Origin of the sequence: Burkholderia sp. Bp9143, from assembly GCF_003853645.1 — a bacterium.
GTDB lineage: Bacteria > Pseudomonadota > Gammaproteobacteria > Burkholderiales > Burkholderiaceae > Burkholderia.
Genome location: NZ_QTPO01000006.1, coordinates 146,816 through 165,176, shown reverse-complemented (window position 1 = coordinate 165,176; position 18,361 = coordinate 146,816). Strand labels below are relative to the sequence as shown.

General features: G+C 62.9%; 19 protein-coding genes and 1 pseudogene. 11 read left to right on the top strand and 9 right to left on the bottom strand.

All coding sequences use genetic code 11. From position 1 onward, the window contains the following. The first annotated feature begins 15 nt into the window (after nucleotides 1-15). Nucleotides 16-1,173 carry a hypothetical protein gene (locus DIE23_RS06525; protein WP_124611352.1) on the top strand — a complete coding sequence of 386 codons (1,158 nt, stop codon included), beginning with the start codon at nucleotides 16-18 and terminating at the stop codon, nucleotides 1,171-1,173. Further along, a complete protein-coding gene (locus DIE23_RS06520) occupies nucleotides 1,166-1,483 on the top strand; it encodes a hypothetical protein (RefSeq protein ID WP_124611351.1) in 318 nt (105 codons plus the stop codon). The genes DIE23_RS06525 and DIE23_RS06520 overlap by 8 nt, the downstream gene beginning before the upstream one ends. Before the next feature lie 935 nt (nucleotides 1,484-2,418). On the opposite strand, the gene DIE23_RS06515 is transcribed toward DIE23_RS06520, so the two are convergent. Together DIE23_RS06515 and DIE23_RS06510 are read right to left on the bottom strand one after the other, a co-directional pair. Then, nucleotides 2,419-3,651: a hypothetical protein gene (locus DIE23_RS06515; protein ID WP_124611350.1), complete on the bottom strand. Its 1,233-nt coding sequence runs from the start codon at nucleotides 3,649-3,651 to the stop codon at nucleotides 2,419-2,421. A gap of 483 nt (nucleotides 3,652-4,134) precedes the next feature. After that, entirely contained in the window at nucleotides 4,135-5,208 is a 1,074-nt protein-coding gene (locus DIE23_RS06510) for a PA0069 family radical SAM protein (protein WP_124611349.1), read from the bottom strand. Between the two features lie 99 nt (nucleotides 5,209-5,307). Between DIE23_RS06510 and DIE23_RS06505 the strand changes: the two are divergent. Beyond that, nucleotides 5,308-6,204, top strand: a pseudogene (locus DIE23_RS06505) (PA0069 family radical SAM protein); the annotation flags it as partial. 17 nt (nucleotides 6,205-6,221) lie between these two features. Here the strand turns inward: DIE23_RS06505 and DIE23_RS06500 are convergent. Continuing rightward, nucleotides 6,222-6,689, bottom strand: coding sequence for an NINE protein (locus tag DIE23_RS06500; protein WP_124611348.1), 468 nt, complete (start codon nucleotides 6,687-6,689; stop codon nucleotides 6,222-6,224). A gap of 110 nt (nucleotides 6,690-6,799) precedes the next feature. Then, nucleotides 6,800-7,939, bottom strand: coding sequence for a sorbosone dehydrogenase family protein (locus DIE23_RS06495; protein WP_124611347.1), 1,140 nt, complete (start codon nucleotides 7,937-7,939; stop codon nucleotides 6,800-6,802). A gap of 154 nt (nucleotides 7,940-8,093) precedes the next feature. On the opposite strand from DIE23_RS06495, the gene rpsP reads away from it, so the two are divergent. The 6 genes from rpsP to DIE23_RS06465 all read left to right on the top strand — a co-directional run bounded on the left by rpsP (nucleotide 8,094) and on the right by DIE23_RS06465 (nucleotide 12,218). Beyond that, nucleotides 8,094-8,348 (top strand): 30S ribosomal protein S16, encoded by a 255-nt coding sequence (gene rpsP / locus DIE23_RS06490; RefSeq protein ID WP_006476550.1) that lies wholly within the window; start codon nucleotides 8,094-8,096, stop codon nucleotides 8,346-8,348. A 40-nt stretch (nucleotides 8,349-8,388) separates the two neighbouring features. Then, nucleotides 8,389-9,069, top strand: a complete 681-nt coding sequence (rimM, locus tag DIE23_RS06485; protein WP_124611346.1) for a ribosome maturation factor RimM — start codon at nucleotides 8,389-8,391, stop codon at nucleotides 9,067-9,069. Further along, nucleotides 9,066-9,860, top strand: a complete 795-nt coding sequence (trmD, locus tag DIE23_RS06480; RefSeq protein WP_124611345.1) for a tRNA (guanosine(37)-N1)-methyltransferase TrmD — start codon at nucleotides 9,066-9,068, stop codon at nucleotides 9,858-9,860. Before rimM ends, trmD begins: the two co-directional genes overlap by 4 nt. A gap of 133 nt (nucleotides 9,861-9,993) precedes the next feature. After that, nucleotides 9,994-10,386, top strand: coding sequence for a 50S ribosomal protein L19 (gene rplS / locus DIE23_RS06475; protein WP_124611344.1), 393 nt, complete (start codon nucleotides 9,994-9,996; stop codon nucleotides 10,384-10,386). Nucleotides 10,387-10,473: 87 nt separating this feature from the next. Further along, nucleotides 10,474-11,160 (top strand): CoA pyrophosphatase, encoded by a 687-nt coding sequence (locus DIE23_RS06470; protein WP_124611343.1) that lies wholly within the window; start codon nucleotides 10,474-10,476, stop codon nucleotides 11,158-11,160. Nucleotides 11,161-11,279: 119 nt separating this feature from the next. Then, nucleotides 11,280-12,218 carry a CobD/CbiB family protein gene (locus tag DIE23_RS06465; RefSeq protein WP_124611342.1) on the top strand — a complete coding sequence of 313 codons (939 nt, stop codon included), beginning with the start codon at nucleotides 11,280-11,282 and terminating at the stop codon, nucleotides 12,216-12,218. Between the two features lie 77 nt (nucleotides 12,219-12,295). On the opposite strand, the gene DIE23_RS06460 is transcribed toward DIE23_RS06465, so the two are convergent. Genes DIE23_RS06460 through DIE23_RS06450 form a run of 3 tightly spaced genes read right to left on the bottom strand, consistent with a single transcriptional unit; the run spans nucleotide 12,296 to nucleotide 14,868 of the window. Next, nucleotides 12,296-12,613 (bottom strand): putative signal transducing protein, encoded by a 318-nt coding sequence (locus tag DIE23_RS06460; protein ID WP_011351362.1) that lies wholly within the window; start codon nucleotides 12,611-12,613, stop codon nucleotides 12,296-12,298. Nucleotides 12,614-12,670: 57 nt separating this feature from the next. Beyond that, the gene (gene rsgA, locus DIE23_RS06455) at nucleotides 12,671-13,612 is read right to left on the bottom strand and encodes a ribosome small subunit-dependent GTPase A (protein ID WP_124611341.1); all 942 of its coding nucleotides are present in this window, start codon (nucleotides 13,610-13,612) and stop codon (nucleotides 12,671-12,673) included. Then, complete coding sequence (locus tag DIE23_RS06450) at nucleotides 13,609-14,868, bottom strand: M48 family metallopeptidase (protein WP_124611340.1); 1,260 nt, start codon at nucleotides 14,866-14,868, stop codon at nucleotides 13,609-13,611. Before DIE23_RS06450 ends, rsgA begins: the two co-directional genes overlap by 4 nt. A gap of 117 nt (nucleotides 14,869-14,985) precedes the next feature. Here DIE23_RS06450 and orn point away from each other — a divergent pair, with 117 nt between their 5' ends. Then, nucleotides 14,986-15,606: an oligoribonuclease gene (gene orn, locus DIE23_RS06445; protein ID WP_124611339.1), complete on the top strand. Its 621-nt coding sequence runs from the start codon at nucleotides 14,986-14,988 to the stop codon at nucleotides 15,604-15,606. A gap of 16 nt (nucleotides 15,607-15,622) precedes the next feature. On the opposite strand, the gene mog is transcribed toward orn, so the two are convergent. After that, complete coding sequence (mog, locus tag DIE23_RS06440; protein ID WP_124611338.1) at nucleotides 15,623-16,240, bottom strand: molybdopterin adenylyltransferase; 618 nt, start codon at nucleotides 16,238-16,240, stop codon at nucleotides 15,623-15,625. Then, nucleotides 16,224-16,829, bottom strand: coding sequence for a ribosome biogenesis factor YjgA (gene yjgA, locus DIE23_RS06435; RefSeq protein WP_311767806.1), 606 nt, complete (start codon nucleotides 16,827-16,829; stop codon nucleotides 16,224-16,226). Before yjgA ends, mog begins: the two co-directional genes overlap by 17 nt. Before the next feature lie 128 nt (nucleotides 16,830-16,957). Here yjgA and pmbA point away from each other — a divergent pair, with 128 nt between their 5' ends. Then, nucleotides 16,958-18,328 carry a metalloprotease PmbA gene (pmbA, locus tag DIE23_RS06430; RefSeq protein ID WP_044844808.1) on the top strand — a complete coding sequence of 457 codons (1,371 nt, stop codon included), beginning with the start codon at nucleotides 16,958-16,960 and terminating at the stop codon, nucleotides 18,326-18,328. The last annotated feature ends 33 nt before the right edge of the window (nucleotides 18,329-18,361 follow it).

The window sequence follows — 18,361 nt, the reverse complement described above, 5'->3', positions numbered from 1 at the left end:
TTGATGAGGTGACCCATGGCACACGCCAAATCTCTTGCTGTTCCGGCCTTCGGCCACGTTCTCCAGCTCTCGTTCGACAAATATTCCGACAAGCACGTTGCCGCACCGTCGTATCCTTCCGCCGAAATCTGCGGTGACCTGCTTGTGCTGGCGGACGGCCGCACCGTTGCGACTTTCAAGGCCGAGGCACTGGGGGCCATCAATACTCAGACGGGTTCCTCGCGCAGCAAGCTCAGCGAACTGCATGACCAGGCGTCCCAGCGCGAATTCGGCAAGCCGCTCGCCGCCCTGATTCACGAGCATAAAGAGGCGCTGCGTCAGCGCTATGCGGCAGCCCACGTCGCACGCGACCGCGCCGCTCAGGTCGACGGGCTGCGCGCCTGTGCGCGCCTGGGTCACGTTCAGGCAAACATGGACCTGGGCCGGCTGCTCGATGCCGAGCGCAACCCCGAGTGCGTGCACTTCTTCGGCGAAGCGCACAACCTCCGCCACCCCGGTAGCCTGCTCGAGCTGTCGAAGACATTATTCAAAGCCGGCGTCGCGGGCCAGGCTGTGCGCGTGCTCCTGCTGGGCGCCTTCTGCGGCAGCTTCATCTGCGTGCAGGCACTGCTTGCGATTCGCCAGCAACGCCTGCACCGCTTTGAAGACCCCGCGTGTCTTGAGGCGCTCGAAGAAGCCTGCGCGTACGACTCGATTCACGCCAAGTACCTCCTCGGTTGTGTGCTTCTCCACGGCGAAAGTTGCCGCGATGAGGCGCGTGGCAGTGCCCTGATTCGCGCTGCTGCTGCGGTCAAGCCTTTCCGCGGCGGCGACAAGGGCAAGGTGCCGCTGGTTGCCGGCGGCAAAAAGTTCCACGCCGGGACCCTCGCGCACTTGGAGCAGCTCATCGACATCGAACTGCACGCTATCAACAGCAAGGAGCTCGGGCCGAAATTCGTCGCTGAGGTGGCCAAGCTGGGCAGTGACACTGGCGAGGCAACGCGCACTGCGTTCATGGAGCTGGTGCAAGAATTCAATCCGGCCACCGAACGGATGACGCGTCGCTTCGATAAACAGGTTGGTGACTGGCTGGCGGACAACGCCGACGAGCCGGTCGACGAAGCCAAGCTCGAACGCATGAAGGCTCTCGCGCTGCCGGACGAAGACGCGCCAAAGGAGGGTGGCCATGAATAACGAAATTTGTGGCCAGCCGGAAGCAAAGGCCTGCCTGTGGTGCTACGGGACCGACGATACGGCAGCCAACCCGCTGGTGGTTCTTGCAACCGAGGGCGATGAGGGCGTCGAATATATCCACCTGCGCTGCGCACGCTCGAAGAGCCAGTTTGGCTTCTGCTGGTGCTGTGGCGAGAGCAAGGTCTTCTACAGCGAGGACCTCAACGAAGCCGGTGAATGCGAGATACACGACGGCGAGTCGGTGCCGGACTATCCAGAGGAAGACGCAGATTCATACATTGAGAACGTCCGCAACAACGAGGGCTCGTAAGCGCGACCTCGACGACAGCCTGGGCCAGCCGGCCAGTGAGGCTCAAAGTGAAAAAGCCCGCTTCGGCGGGCTTTTTCATGACTTCGGTCAGGCTGCGCTTGCACCGTCGGAGCTTGATTCGCGCCAATCCGGGCAGCGCGAACAGGTTCCACCGCAGTTCCGTGAGGCCCGCCATCAGCAGGCCCGCCACGTACGGCAACGACAGCGCGATGAGGACGCTTGTCCAGGACTCGACTTCCAGCGATTCCTCAGGGTAGATAACCAGCGCGCTACACGCCGCAGCCAGGAGCAGGGCGCCGAGCCACATCTCGCGCGTGATTGCCGGGAACGACGAGCTCGAGCCGGACTTCTCTTCGCGGTCGCGATGAAGGCTGCATGCTTGCCAAGCACGCCTTCCAGCACGCCTTCCGCAATCGCATAGGTCATGCGTGGTCTCCGCTGCGCAGTTCCGATATATTACTTGAGCGAGTCTCCCGGAGAATGACGTGGTCGATGCATCATGCATAGAATGATATTGGGAGGGTACGGCCCATCTACCTCGACGGTTGGGGGGTATTGGAAAACTACGAATTTGTAGCGTTTGTCGACAAGATTCTATGCCAGAAAACGCCGGCATCGGTCAGCACCATCGTCTACCAGAGTGATGCCGCTCGCACGAAATCGCAAAGCGCTGCGCGAAGCGTTTGCAGGAGGTCATGAATCGGGTAATGCCGCTGGATTTGCTGTCGGATGCGGAAATCGAGGCGCAGACAAAGACGCCGGACCCTCAAGGGGCGTTGCTCATTGTCGCCGCGGTGGTCGGGCGTGGCACAAAGCTTCTTTCAATAAGCCGCGATTTGCGGGACATTCACTACGGCGCGAGGACGTATGTCATCGGTGCTCAGATTGGGCTGACGCTTCGACGAAGTGTGCTCCCTCCAACTAGGCCTCTATCCTCATCGGCGAGAATCTCTTATTTGAAGCGGATTTATAGGGTTTCGGCTTAAAGAAAAAACTCCAGTCGCGGACACGAATTCGGTGTAATACGTCTCTCTTCCGATTTTTAAGGTATCGACGGCGTAGTTTTCTAAAGATTCAATTTCTGAGAAAACTGAATATATATCCGGTCTATCTACCCTAGTGCCGGCGCGAAATTTTCTGAAAATCTTCAGTGCTTTGAGTGAGAAGATTATGGTGTTGCGATGCACGGCGCAAATATGCTCGCGGCCTATCCGGGGTCCAGTTAGAAGGATGAAATCATTCGTGCCTCGCATTTGATATGCTGTTCGCTCAAGATATGTTAAATCATCAATATCACTGAGTCGGATGGGGAAATCGGTTTTTGTTAGTTGATAAAAAAACTGACAAAATGCAATGGCAATTTGCATCAGCCACAACTCAGATGGTAATATTTTTTGTGTTGAGTCTGCATTATTGAACCACTGAACACTAGCCGGCGCGGTTGTCCCAGCATACACGTCATACGGCAGGTTGCCGTACGATAAGACATGGCGAATATTGAGAGCGGTCGCTTGGTTGCCGTTGTTGCTTTGGGGGAGAGAATTGGATAGTGTCAGTTTGGCGTTAACAGACTGTGTTTTGTATTTCTCAAAATATACGGGCTTTCGTGCATATTCTCCGGCATGACTTTTCACTTCTAGGAAGCAAAATTCGTTCGCTCTACCCAATAGATAGTCTGGTCCGGATGTATTCCATGGCTTCGTCCAAATGCTTTTTCCGTATAGCTTATCGATAACTGATTTTTCGCCGAGAAACTTGTATCCTTGCTTCTTTGCTGCGGCGATGGATATCGCTGTGGCGAGAATTTCGTTATTTGCCCGTTTGTAATGTTTTGGTAATTTTTCGTAGAATGGTTTAAGAGCAATATCTTTGTTGAGGTTCTGTTCTAGGAGATATAAATTGGCGAAGACGAAGCATTCGTTTAATGGTAGTCCATTGTTCGTATCGTCGAATATTGCTGCGACGATGTCGTTAATTCTAACGTCTAGGGGCGTGTTGGATACTATATTGCTTTGACTGGAGAACCATTGAGTCCAGGCCGCCGTAATTATTGCAAATGCATCGTTCCCCGAGCTTTTGTAATTGGGCTCAAGTCCAGAATCCGCGGCATTCTTGCCGGCATTCGGTTGAATATTGGCGCCTTGAGGGGCATCGTAGAATTTGAGCAAAGTATCCCCGGTAGTCTATTGGTTAGAAATTTATGTTGGCCAGATTGCACCTGCCACTACTTAACTAGAAGGGTATTATCACTTGTAGGGATTTTTTGTGGCTCGTTGGACGAAGAAATTTTTCGTTACCTTCCCCTCGCCGCGGAAGTTAGCATATGAGCGTCGAGGATGCTCGATGTTCGATGGGGCTTACGGCCGAAACACGGAGACCAACAGGGCTCTCACTTACGCGTCGTGGGGCCGGCAGCCGCGGTGGCCTTCGGAGAGTGTGCGTAAACGGACCGAAGACTGCCTGTTCGCATCCGCGTGATGTGCGAGGTGGCAGTAGCTGCGGACCGGGTCGAAGATAGCGAGTGCTCGCTGAACTTATAACTGACCGTGCGGCGGATGAGCCTTGAGGGCTTGTGTGATGGCCTGTGGCGCTCACCCAAGCCTACGAGTCGATTAGTGACCACGGTCCGGACATGGTCCATTGGCGTATATTCAAAACAGGTCGAGTTGTGAAGAGAATTCGGGCGGGCGGCGAAACAAGTCAGTATTCAGAGGAATCCTTTCGACGTTTAGCTTTGCCTTGGTGCATGCCTTTTCAAATCGTTGCTGTATAAGGTCCGCAAATATGCCCGTGCCTTTCATACGGGTTCGAAAATCTGAGTCGTAGTCTCGGCCACCTCTCATCTGGCGAATGAGGCTCATCACATGGTTTTCCTTCAGAGGGTGGTGTATTGCGAGCCACTCTCGGAACAACCCCGCCACTTCGCGAGGAAGTCTCAACAAAACGTACGCTGCGTATTTCGCGCCAGCTTCGCTTGCGACGCAGAGAATTTTCTCAATGTCTTTGTCGGTGAGCAACGGGATTACGGGAGCAACCAAGACACCGGTTGGCACACCGGCGTCGCTCAGCAGCTTGATTGCCTCAAGGCGCTTAGTTGGGGTGCTTGCTCGTGGCTCCAATGTTCTGGCGATTTCCCTGTCGAGAGACGTGACAGATATGAATACGCGGACCAAATTCTTTTCCGCCATTCGAGTTAGCAGTGGCAGGTCGCGAGTCACCAGCGACGATTTAGTGGTGATGGCTACGGGATGGTTGAATTCTTCTAACACCTCGAGCACCGCTGCGGTCAGAGACAATCGACGCTCTATCGGCTGATAGGGGTCGGTATTTGTTCCGAGAGCTATTACTTTGGGCGTGTACGACGGCTTCGAAAGCGTTTGGCGCAGAAGTTCTGCGGCGTTTTCCTTTGCGAAAAGCTTTGTTTCGAAGTCTAGACCGGGTGAGAGGTTCAGGTACGCATGGGTTGGACGAGCAAAGCAATACACACACCCGTGTTCACATCCCCTGTATACGTTAACTGACTGGTCGAATGGGACGTCAGGCGAATCATTTTCTGAAACTATTGATTTTGCTTTTTCGATAAAAATAATTGTTTTCAACGGTGGAGCGTCTTCCTCCGAAGCACCCTGCGGCCAATCATCGAGGAAGCTTTCTCGTTGCAAAGATTCAAAGCGTGGTGTCGAGTTTGATGCGCTCCCTCGGCCTTTACGCGGTGCAGTCGTCATCACAAGCCTCCACCAAATACTGTATAAAAACACAGTATATAGCAGCTGCTTCTTTGTGCCTAATGAAGGAGTGAACAAGGTCATTGACGTATAATCGATGGCTGCATCTACTGCTTTGCGCGGCCGACCCATAGTTATCTGGGTCTGTCGCCGGGGCTCGATTTCGAGAGCCGCATCTATGCGAAGGTCAACGCGGCCGAACTGCTCGAGCGCGAGATTTCGCGCAAGCGCTATGTGCCGGAGCCGATTGCGCTCGGCGTCAACACCGACGCATACCAGCCGGTCGAGCGCGATCTGCGCATCACGCGCAGCGTGATCCAGGTGATGCACGATCACGGGCTGCCGTTCGCCGCGATCACGAAATCGTCGCTGATCGAGCGTGATCTGGACCTGCTGACCCCGATGGCCGAGCGCGGGCAGGTGATGGCCGCGGTCACGATCACGACGCTCGACGCCGATCTCGCGCGCACGCTCGAGCCGCGTGCGGCGACGCCTGCGCGCCGGCTGCGCACGATCCGCGCATTACGCGACGCGGGCGTGCCGGTGGGCGTCAGCATTGCACCGATGATTCCGTTCGTGACCGAGCCGGACATGGAGCGCGTGCTGGAAGCCTGTGCGGAAGCCGGCGCGACGCACGCGAGCTACATCATCCTGCGACTGCCGTGGGAGGTCGCGCCGCTGTTCAAGAACTGGCTTTCCGCGCATTTCCCCGATCGCGCTGAGCGGGTGATGAATCGCGTGCGCGACATGCGCGGCGGGAAGGACTACGACTCGGATTTCTCGAAACGGATGAAGGGGGAGGGAATCTGGGCCGACCTGTTGCGGCAGCGTTTCCGTCAGGCCGTGAAGCGACTCGGGTTGAACGAGCGCACGAACGGCATTCTCGATCTGTCGCAGTTTCGCGGCGCGCCGTTGGCGGGGGCGGCAGTGCAGCGCGCGGTGGCGGGCGCGACCGGCGCGAAATCGCGCGACGACATGCAGTTGAGTCTGTTCTGATCGACGCGCGTCGGCACTTACTGCGAGATCTGCTTTGCCGCTTCGACTTGCGACTCGAAATACGTCTGGAACGACAGCGCGAGCGCGGTCATCAGCAGGAATGCGCCGATCAGCAGCGAGAGGATCACGATGAAGATCACCGTCCAGCCTGACCGGCTGTGCTTGCCCGTGTCGGCATTGAATTGCGCGTCCCATTTTTCGTCGGGACGCAGGCCGTAGACCAGCGCGGCGAGGAACGCGGCCAGCAGCGAGATCGCGCCCGGCACGGCGAGCCACCAGCCGAGGCTGGCACTACGCTGGGTCGCGGCGAGCAACAGGAAACCCGGGATCCCGACGATCGTCGCGAGCAGGTGCGCCCAGCCGTACACGTCGCGAAAGCCGTACAGGTAGAAGCGGTGCGCGCCGAGCGAACCGAACAGGAACGCGAGGGCGGCGGTGAGCGTCTTGGAACGGAAGCGGCGGGACGGTGCGGTGCTGCTGGACATGGGTGGCGGCGGATTATCGTTGGCATGGGCGGCCGGCAGGCCGGCGCGGGGCGCTCGGCCCGGCACGCATTCTACGATGCCCGGTCGGCCTCGGTCACCCCTCGCCTGCGTCAAGGTGCCGCATAGGTGACGCGGTATATGGCACCCGCGTAGTCGTCGCTGACGAGCAGCGAGCCGTCCGGCAGCGGCAGTACGTCGGCCGGGCGCCCCCAGACGGTGCCGTCCGCGCGCAGCCAGCCCGTGATGAACGGTGTCTGGCGTGTATGACTGCCGTCGGCCGACACGACAGCGCGCATCACGCGGTAGCCGACTTTCGTGCTGCGATTCCACGAACCGTGTTCGGCAATGAAGATGTTGTTGCGATACGACGCCGGAAACATCGGCCCCGTATAGAAGCGCATGCCGAGTGCCGCGACGTGCGCGCCGAGTCTCAGCACGGGCGGCACATAGCGCCGGCACACGTCGGGGCTCCCAAATTCGGGGTCGGGCGTGTCGCCGCCGTGGCAGTACGGAAAGCCGAAATCGAGGCCCGCACGCGGCGCACGGTTCAGCTTGTCGTCGGGCACGTCGTCGCCCATCATGTCGCGACCGTTGTCGGTGAACCAAAGTTCGCCCGAATCGGGGTGCCACGCGAAGCCGACGGTATTGCGCACGCCGCGGGCAAACACTTCGCGGCCGCTGCCGTCGGCGTTCATGCGTGCGATGATCGCGTACCGGCTGCGATCGGCGAGGCAGACGTTGCACGGTGCGCCGGTCGGCACGTAGAGCTTGCCGTCGGGGCCGAACGCGATGAATTTCCAGCCGTGATGATGATCGGTCGGCAGTGTGTCCGTCACGACCGCCGGCGCAGGCGGCCCGGCGAGCCGGTCGTCGATGTGGTCGAGGCGCAGGATGCGCGACACGGCGGAGATATAGAGTGCGCCGTTGCGATACGCGACGCCGACGGGCATGTCGAGCCCCGATGCGATCACGTAGCGCGCCGTGATCCGGCCCTCCTGCATCACGAATGCATGCACGCGGCCTTCCCGCGAGCCGACATACAGGATCCCGCGCGGCGACCACGCCATTTCGCGGGCGGTCGGCACGGCGTCGGTCAGTAAGTGGACGTGGAAGCCGGGCGGCACGACGAGTTCGTCCACCGGTGGGGCGGCGCAAGCCGCGGTGGATGCGAGACAGATGACGAGGCCGGTCAGCAAGCCTGCGAGGCGGTGCTGCGCGCGGCGCGCCGGGGTGACGCAAAATAGCGGCATGGCGGCGGGGGAGCGTCGTGGACACGACGATTGTATGCCCGGCGAACAGGGCGTCTGCGGAATTTTTGCGCGTAAGTGTTTGTTGTGGCTTTGGTTTCCGGCTATAATCGCACGTTTCAGTAGTTTCGAACCCGGTTTTCCCGAAGGATTTCATATGGTTATCATCCGTCTGGCTCGCGGCGGCTCGAAGAAGCGCCCGTTCTACAACATCGTCGCTACCGATTCGCGCAACCGTCGTGACGGCCGCTTCATCGAGCGCGTCGGCTTCTACAACCCGGTCGCCACGAAGGGCGAATCGCTGCGTATCGCTCAGGACCGCCTGACGTACTGGCAAGGCGTTGGCGCGCAACTGTCGCCGACCGTCCAGCGTCTCGTGAAGGAAGCGCAAAAGGCGCAACCGGCTGCCTAATGGCGCGGTGTGCCGGTCGTGCCGGCTGCAAGGAGCATTGATGTCCGGTCACGATTCCGGTAACGCAAAGCGCGGGCGAGCGTCGTTTGGCGCATTCGTCCGCAAGCCGGTCGAGCGCGACTCTGTCGCGAGCGCCGGTGCGGCTGCCGAGCACGGCAGTCTTGAAGCGGTGCAAGCCTGGCCCGACGATGCTGTCGAGGTCGGGGCGGTAGTCGATGCCTACGGCCTGAAAGGCTGGGTCAAGGTGGCGACGCATGCCGACGCCGGTCGCGGCGGCGATGCGCTGCTCACGGCGCGCCGCTGGTGGCTGGAGCGGGGTGGGGAGCGGTTGTCCGCCCGCATCCTGCAGTCGAAGACGCACGGCGATACTGTCGTCGCGCATACCGCGGGTGTCAGCGACCGCGATGCCGCACTGGCTTTGCGCGGCTTTCGCGTGTTCGTGCGCCGAGAAGATTTCCCGGCATTGGCCGCGGACGAATTCTATTGGGTCGACCTGATCGGCCTCGAGGTCGTCAACGAGCAATCGGTGGCGCTCGGGACAGTGAGCGGGATGATCGACAACGGCGTGCATTCGATCATGCGCGTCGAGTATCCGGCGGTCGGCAAGGACGGTAAGCCGACCACCGACGAACGGCTGATTCCGTTCGTCGGCGTTTATGTCAAAACGGTGGATCAGGCGGCGCGTCGGATCGTCGTCGACTGGGAAGCCGATTACTCATGAACCAGGTTACGGAGAGCGCGGTGCAGTTCGACGTCATCACGCTCTTTCCCGAAATGTTCCGCGCGCTGACCGACTGGGGAATTACCAGCCGGGCCGTGAAGCAGGAGCGCTTCGGGCTGCGCACTTGGAACCCGCGTGATTTCACGACGGACAACTACCGCACGGTCGACGATCGTCCGTACGGCGGCGGTCCGGGCATGGTGATGCTGGCCAAGCCGCTCGAGGCCGCAATCGGTGCTGCGAAAGCGGCGCAGGCGGAGCAGGGCGTCGCGAGCACGCGTGTGGTGATGATGTCGCCGCAAGGTGCGCCGTTCACGCACGAACGTGCGGTGCGGATGGCGCAGGAGCCGGGTGTCATTGTGCTGTGCGGCCGCTACGAGGCGATCGATCAGCGTCTGCTCGACCGTTGCGTCGACGAGGAAATCAGCCTCGGCGATTTCGTTCTGTCCGGCGGCGAACTGCCGGCGATGGCGATGATGGATGCCGTCGTGCGTCTGCTGCCCGGCGTGCTGAACGATGCGCAGTCGGCCGTGCAGGACAGCTTCGCCGACGGGCTGCTCGATTGTCCGCATTACACGCGCCCCGAGGAATACGAGGGGATGCGCGTGCCGGACGTGCTGCTCGGCGGGCATCATGCCGAGATCGAGCGGTGGCGGCGTCAGGAAGCATTGAAGAATACGTTGCGGAAGCGGCCGGACCTGATCGTCCGGGCGCGCCGCGAGAAGTTGCTGAGCCGCGCCGACGAGGCGTGGCTTGCGAACCTCGCACGCGAAGCGAAGAACGCCTCCTGAGGCGGCGTCGCGGGCGGGAAATGGCGGTGCCGTGCATGCGTGTGCGGCGCCTGATGTGAATCCATCCTCTATCGGGGCCAAGCCTGGAAGCAGGCGGGTGCAAACGCCGACAAGATGGCTTTAGGAGTCAGTGATGAATCTGATTGCAAAACTTGAGCAGGAAGAAATCGAGCGCGCGCTCGCCGGCAAGACGATCCCCGAATTCGCCCCGGGCGACACGGTGATCGTGAACGTGAACGTGGTTGAAGGTAACCGCAAGCGCGTTCAGGCGTACGAAGGCGTCGTGATCGCGATTCGCAACCGTGGCCTGAACTCGAACTTCATCGTCCGCAAGATCTCGTCGGGCGAAGGCGTCGAGCGTACGTTCCAGACCTACTCGCCGCTGCTGGCGAGCATCGCCGTGAAGCGTCGCGGTGATGTGCGTCGTGCGAAGCTGTACTACCTGCGCGAGCGTTCGGGCAAGTCGGCTCGAATCAAGGAAAAGCTGGTGTCGAAGGATCGCGCCGCAGCAGCTTCCCAAGAGTAAGAGCTGTAAGGAAAAAGCACCCTCCCGGGTGCTTTTTTCATTCTGGCGCGACAATATGCTCGATACGTCACGAACCAGAGAGCCCCATTGAATCGCCGCCCCATCATTGATCCCGAAGTGCTGCCGGTCGAAGGCACCGGCGCCGGCCTGCCATCAATCGATTCCCGCCTGATGACACCGCCCGGGCTGCGCGAGCGTTTCGCGCGCACGCTCGACTGGAGCGTCGAGCCGGTCGAGGCACGGTTGCAGGAGGGTGTCGATCCGCGCAGCGCCGCCGTCCTCGTGCCGCTCGTCGTCCGCGAGAGCGGCCTCACCGTGCTGCTGACTCAGCGCGCCGATCACCTGAACGACCACGCCGGGCAGATCAGCTTCCCAGGCGGCCGTCGCGAGCCGTTCGATCGCGATACGACCGCGACCGCATTGCGCGAGGCGAAGGAAGAAATCGGGCTGGCCGCCGAACGGGTGGAGATTCTCGGTGCGCTGCCCGACTACCTGACGGGTACCGGCTTCTGCGTGGCGCCCGTCGTTGGGCTCGTGCATCCGCCGTTCACCGTGCAGGCCGACACGTTCGAAGTCGCCGAGATTTTCGAGGTGCCGCTCGCGTTCCTGATGAGTCCCGCGAACCATCAGGTGCGCGTGTTTCGCTGGGAAGGCGGCGAGCGTCGTTTTTTTGCGATGCCCTATCCGAATGGCGAATCGGCCGGGCATTACTTCATCTGGGGCGCAACTGCCGGCATGTTGCGCAATCTGTACCGCTTCTTGGCAGCCGGATGATCTCCCGCGCCGTCCGGTCCACGCGGCCGGCCGCCGAGCAGTCGCATCGTCAGCCATTCGCTGCTTACGCTGTGCTATCGTTATGCAAAAAATGACATAACTCCGAAGACGGCGCACGCATGACTTTCTTTTCGGTTCTCCTCGCTCTCATCATCGAACAGGTCCGCGCGTTGTCGCCGAGCAATCCGGTGTTCGCGCTGTTCCAGTTTCATGCGGAAACCGTCGCGCATGGCCTCGACGCCGGCAAGCAGAAGCATGGTGTGCTCGCATGGCTCGCAGTCGTGCTGCCGTGGGTGCTGGTCGTCGCGCTGATCTACTTCCTGCTGTACAAGGTGAGCTTCGTGCTCGCGTTCATCTGGAACGTCGTCGTCGTGTATTTCACGCTCGGCTTCCGCCAGTTCAGCCACTACTTCACCGATATCCATCTCGCGCTCAACAACGACGACGTGCCGCGCGCGCGTGAAATCCTGCACGAGTGGACGGGCCTCGACACGGTCGATATGCCGGTCGGCGAAATCGTCCGTCATACGCTGATTCATGCGGTCGTTGCGTCGCATCGCCACGTGTTCGGCGTGTTCTTCTGGTACGTGCTGCCGATCGGTCCGGCCGGCGCCGTGCTGTACCGCATCTCCGAATATCTCGCGCGCAGCTGGTCGACGCCGGGCGACGATCGCACGGCCGCGTTCTCGACGTTCGCGCAGCGCGCGTTCTTCGTGATCGACTGGATTCCGTCGCGGCTGACCGCGCTCGGCTTCGCGATCGTGGGCAACTTCGAGGATGCGATCTACGCGTGGCGCAATCACACGCGCCAGTGGCCCGACGCGAACGACGGCGTGCTGCTCGCGGCCGGCAGTGGCGCGCTCGGCGCGCGCCTCGCGGGGCCGCTCGCGGAACCGTCGAGCCTCGACGCGCTGGCGGTCGGCGACAGCGGTCCGTTGACGGTCGGTGATGATTGCACGCCGCGCACGCTGCAGTCGGCGGTCGGCCTGGTGTGGCGCGCGGTGATTCTGTGGATGATCCTGCTGTTGATGCTGACGCTGGCCGTCTGGGTATCGTGACGCGGCAGCGCAGTGCGCGATGAAATGAAAAGGCCGGCTTCATGCCGGCCTTTTTGCTGTGCGTCAGGCCAGTCCGCTCAGTCGTCGAGCGGATCGCGCACGGCGCCGCATTGCCAGCAGGCGGTGAACTGGGCCTCGAGCGCCTCGCCGCACTGGCGACAGCGCCACGGCGCGGCGCCGGCCGACGGGCCATGCGACGCGGCATCGAGAAGCCGCCGCGCGAGCGCATCGTCGCGCTCGTCGTCGAGCCACAGCTCTGGGGTGCATGCGTCGGCGGGCAGGCCGCCGAGCGCGCCGGTCGCGTAGCAGTTGTGCAGCTCGCAACCGATGCCGGCCACTTGCAACACATTCGCCCAATGTTGCGCGGTGGCGAGATCGGGGGCCTTGAAACGCATCGCGGCTCCTGTCGGTGAAGGCCGGGCTGGCCCGGCGGCCTTCTGTCCGCCGTGCGGTCAGCGGACGATCTGGCTTGCCTCGTGCACGAGTTGCGCGTAAAGCGCATGCCGCGACGGCGCAATGCGGCCGTCGGCGACGGCTTCGAGAATCGCGCAGCCCGGCTCGTGCAGATGATGGCAATTATAGAAACGACAGTCCGCGAGCAGCGGGCGGAATTCCGGAAACGCGCGCTCGAGGCGGCCTTCCGTCAGGTGGTAGAGGCCGAATTCCTGGAAACCCGGCGAATCGATCAGCGCGCCGCCGCCTTCGAGCGGATAGAGGCGCGTGAACGTCGTCGTGTGGCGGCCACTGTTGAGCGCGGCCGAGATTTCGCGGGTCGCGGCCTCGGCATCGGGCACGAGCAGGTTCACGAGCGTCGACTTGCCCATCCCGGACTGGCCGAGCAGGATCGTCGAATGGCCGGCCAGATGCGGCATCAGCTGCGCGCGCGCATCGTCGGGCGAGCCCTTCACCGACAGTTCGAGCACGTCGTAGCCGAGCGCGCGGTAGGGCGCGAGGCGCTCGCGGGCGACCGGCAGCGCGGCCTCGACGTCGATCTTGTTCAGCACGACGAGCGGCTTCAGCTCGTTCGCTTCGGCCGCGATCAGCGCGCGACCGAGCAGGTCCTCGCTGAAATAGGGCTCGGTCGCGAGCACGATCAGCAACTGATCGAGGTTGGCCGCGAACAGCTTCGACTTGAACTGGTCGGAACGGTACAGCAGGTTGCGCCGCTCACCGATCTCGACGATCACGCCCTGGTCGGCCGATGCCTGCTCGTACACGACGCAGTCACCGACCGCGATCTCGCTTTTCTTGCCGCGCGGGAAGCACTGCAGCATCGGGCCACCGTCGTCGGGCGCGACGATGTAGTGGCGGCCGTGCGCCGCGATCACGCGGCCTTCGACACGCGGCGCGCCCGGTGCGCGCGGGGCCGGCTTGCGGGAGGTCGGCCGGCTCATGCGTGCTGCATCAGGCGGTCGATCCGCTGCGACGCGGGCGGATGCGAGTAGTAGAAGGCCGTGTAGACGGGGTCCGGCGTGAGCGTCGACGCATTGTCCTCGTAAAGCTTCACGAGCGCGCTGACGAGATCCTGCGCGTCGGTCTGGCTGGCCGCGAACGCGTCGGCCTCGAATTCATGCTTGCGCGACGTCAGGCTGCTGAACGGTGTCGCGAAGAACAGGAACACGGGGATCGCGAGGAAGAACAGCACGAGTGCGGCGCCCGCGTTGCTCGTGTCGAGCGACGGCGTGACGCCAAGGCCCGTATAGAACCATGTGCGCTGCGCGAGCCAGCCGAGCAGCGCGAGCAGCACGAGGCTCAGCACGAACGACACGAGCATCCGCTTCATCACGTGGCGGCGCTTGAAGTGGCCGAGTTCGTGCGCGAGCACGGCCTCGATTTCCTGGCCCGTCAGCCGCGCGAGCAGCGTGTCGAAGAACACGATCCGCTTCGAGGCGCCGAAGCCCGTGAAGTACGCGTTGCCGTGCGCGGAACGGCGGCTGCCGTCCATCACGAACAGGCCCTTCGCTGCGAAGCCGCACCGTTTCATCAGCGATTCGATGCGCGTGCGCAGCGCTTCGTCCTTCAGCGGTTCGAACTTGTTGAAGATCGGCGCGATGAAGGTCGGGTAGATCAGCAGCACGAGCATCTGGAACGCGACCCAGACGATCCAGGTCCACAGCCACCACAGGCTGCCGGCCTGGTTCATCAGCCAGAGCACGATGAACAGCAGCGGCAGGCCGAGCACGGCGCCGAGCAGCGTGTTTTTCAGCATGTCGGTGAAGAACAGGCGCTTGGTCATCCGGTTGAAGCCGAACCGCTGCTCGATCCCGAACTGGCGGTAATACTCGAACGGCACGTCGATCACGCTCATGATCGCGAGGACGGCGGCGACCAGCGCGACCTGCTGCCCGTAGCCGCGGCCGAACCAGCCCGTCAGCAGGGCGTCAAGGGCGCCGACGCCGCCGAGCAGCGTGAGGCCGACCAGCACGGCCGCGCTGACGACGATCTCGAACATCGCCAGCCGGGTGCGCTCGACCGTATAGTCGGCCGCGCGCTGGTGGGCGGTCAGCGGAATGGTGGCGCTGAACTGCGCGGGCACGCCGTTGCGGTGTGCGGCGACGAAGCGGATCTGCCGCGACGCGAGCCACAGCTTGGTGACGACCATCGCGAGCACGGCGATCGCGAACAGCAGGGTGAACGAAAAGGGTGACATCGAAGGCGCCAAAGGGTTCTATGCGAGAATTATATGTTCTTGCGGACCGGGCCCGCTCACGCGACGCCGGCCGCCCGGGCGGCGCCGCGCGCCGTCCGCCATTTTCCAGGATGACTCATGACCGATACCGCCGCTTCCGCCAGCCAGCCCGCGCTCGTGCGCAACGAGTTGAACCTCGTCTGGCTCGACATGGAGATGACGGGCCTCGACCCGGATAACGACCGCATCATCGAAGTCGCGGTCGTCGTGACCAATTCCACGCTCGACATCGCGGTGGAAGGCCCCGTGTTCGCGATCCACCAGAGCGACGAAACGCTCGCGAAGATGGACGACTGGAACAAGTCGACGCACGGCCGCTCGGGCCTGATCGACCGCGTGCGCGCGTCGACCGTGACCGAGGCGGACGCCGCCGCGCAACTGCAGGCGTTCCTCGCGCAGTACGTGTCGCCCGGCAAGTCGCCGATGTGCGGCAACTCGATCTGCCAGGATCGCCGCTTCATGGCGCGCTGGATGCCGGAATTCGAGCGATTCTTCCACTACCGCAACCTGGATGTCAGCACGCTCAAGGAGCTGTGCCGCCGCTGGCAGCCGGCGATCTACAAGGGCTTCCAGAAGCGCGCGATGCACACGGCGCTCGCGGACATCCACGAGTCGATCGATGAACTGAAGTACTACCGCGAGCATTTCCTGATTCCGGCCGCGTCGGTGCCGGCAGGCGAGTCCGCGCCCGCCGCCTGAGCGGCCCGGCACGCACTCAGCGTGGCGCGCGCTGCGCGTTTTTCGGCCGGAACGCCGCGACCACCGCGGCGTCGGTCTCGATGTACGGGCCGCCGATCAGATCGATGCAGTAGGGCACCGCGGCGAAGATGCCGGGCACGGTCGACTTGCCGTCGGCGTCGCGCAGCCCTTCGAGCGTTTCCCGGATCGACTTCGGCTGGCCGGGCAGGTTGATGATCAGCGCCGCGTGGTCGGCCGTCTCGCGGATCACCGCGACCTGCCGCGACAGGATCGCGGTCGGCACGAAATTCAGGCTGATCTGCCGCATCTGTTCGCCAAATCCCGGCATTTCCTTCGTCGCCACGGCCAGCGTGGCCTCCGGCGTCACGTCGCGGCGCGCGGGGCCGGTGCCGCCCGTCGTCAGTACCAGATCGCAGCCGGCAACGTCGACGAGTTCAGCCAGCGTGGCGGAGATCGTCGGCGCGTCATCCTGGATCAGCCGTGTTTCGGCGCGCCACGGCGAGCGCAGCGCGCCGGCGAGCCATTCCTGGAGCGCCGGGATGCCCTTGTCCTCGTAGACGCCCGTGCTGGCGCGGTCGCTGATCGACACGAGGCCGACCACGAGTTCGTCCGGGTGGTTACGCTTCGTCGTCATGGTCGTCTCCGGCGTCGTCCGGCGCTTCGTCTCCGTCCGCCTCGTCCGTACCGCTCGCGGTCTTGATCCACTGGAACAGCTCGCGGAAATAGCGCGGCGGCTTGCCTTGCTGCGCTTCCTTGCGCGCGTTGCGGATCAGCGTACGGCCTTCCTGGATGTCGGCTTCGGGGTGCTGGCGGAGGAATTCGGTCAGCGCGTCGTCGTTCGCGAGCAACTGTTCGCGCGTGCGCTCGATCCAGTGCAGGCGGGCGGTTGCGGCCCTGTTCACGCCACGCTGGGCGTCGAGCGCGGTGCGCAGCGCGGCCGTTTCCTCGTCGGTCAGCGAGCGCATCACGCGGCCGACGTACTGGAGCTGGCGGCGCTTGCCTTCGTGGTCGGTGATCCGGCGCGCCTCGCGCACTGCGTCCGCGAGGTCCTCGGGCATCGGCATGCGCTTGAGCGCGTCCTTCGGCAGATCGACCAGGGCCTGGCCGAGCTCCTGCAGCGCGTGCATCTCGCGTTTCAACTGGGATTTGCTGGGGCGATCGTAGCCATTGCCGGCGTCGTCGTCGGCGTGCTCGATCGGCTGGATTCGGGTTTTGCGTGTCATGGGCGGCATTGTATCGCGGCGCGGATACCCCAAGCTTGTCGGTATGTGGCCCCGGACCTTGCTATGATCGCGGGATACGCAACATTTTGAACATGCGGGCGGCTCGCCCGCCACCGGATATCACGACGATGGCAGCCAATCTCGACGTACAAGCGCGCTATTTCCCGCACACGCAGGACCAGCTCAAAGAAATTGCCTCGGACATCCTTCGCCATGCGAAGGCGCTCGGCGCGACGGACGCCGCGACCGAAATCTCCGAAGGCGACGGCCTGTCGGTGTCAGTGCGCCGCGGCGAGGTCGAGACGATCGAACACAACCGCGACAAGATGGTCGGCGTGACGGTGTTCATCGGCAAGAAGCGCGGTAACGCGAGCACGTCGGACTTCTCTCCGGCCGCGATCAAGGATACCGTCGCTGCCGCGTACAACATCGCGCGCTTCACGGCCGAAGACGACGCGGCCGGCCTCGCCGAGGCCGAGCTGCTCGAAACCGACCCGCGCGACCTCGACCTCTATCACCCGTGGGCGCTGACGGCCGACGAGGCCGTCGAACTCGCCCGCCGCGCGGAAGACGCCGCGTTCGCGGTCAGCCCGCAGATCCGCAACTCGGAAGGCGCGAGCGTGTCGGCGCAGCATTCGCAGTTCGTGCTCGCGACATCGCGCGGTTTCCTCGCCGGCTATCCGTATTCGCGCCACTACATCGCGTGCGCGCCGATCGCGGGCACCGGCCGCCACATGCAGCGCGACGACTGGTATTCGTCGAAGCGCAGCGCGGTCGATCTCGCGGCGCCGGAAGCCGTCGGGCGATATGCGGCCGAGCGTGCGCTGGCGCGGATGGGCGCGCGCCGTCTCGACACCCGCAAGGTGCCCGTGCTGTTCGAGGCGCCGCTGGCGGCCGGCCTGCTGGGCGCATTCGTTCAGGCCGTCAGCGGCGGCGCGCTGTACCGCAAGACGTCGTTCCTCGTCGACAGCCTCGGCAAGCCGGTGTTCGCACCGCACGTCCAGGTCGTCGAGGATCCGCACGTGCCGCGCGCGATGGGCAGCGCGCCGTTCGACGAGGAAGGCGTGCGTACGCGTGCGCGCAGTGTCGTCAACGACGGTGTGGTCGAAGGCTACTTCCTGTCGACCTATTCGGCGCGCAAGCTCGGCACGCAGACGACCGGCAACGCGGGCGGCTCGCACAACCTCGCGCTGCGCAGCTCGAACACGCAGCCGGGCGACGATTTCGACGCGATGCTGAAGAAGCTCGGCACGGGCCTGCTGCTGACCGAGCTGATGGGGCAGGGCGTGAACTACGTGACCGGCGACTATTCGCGCGGTGCGGCCGGCTTCTGGGTCGAGAACGGCGTGATCCAGTATCCGGTCGAGGAAATCACTGTCGCGAGCACGCTGCAGGAGATGTTCCGGCATATCGTCGCGATCGGCGCGGATTCGATCGTGCGCGGTACGAAGGAAACGGGCTCGGTGCTGATCGAGCAGATGACGATCGCCGGGCAGTAAGCGGCGCGGCATCGGCCGCCAGGAAACGAAAAA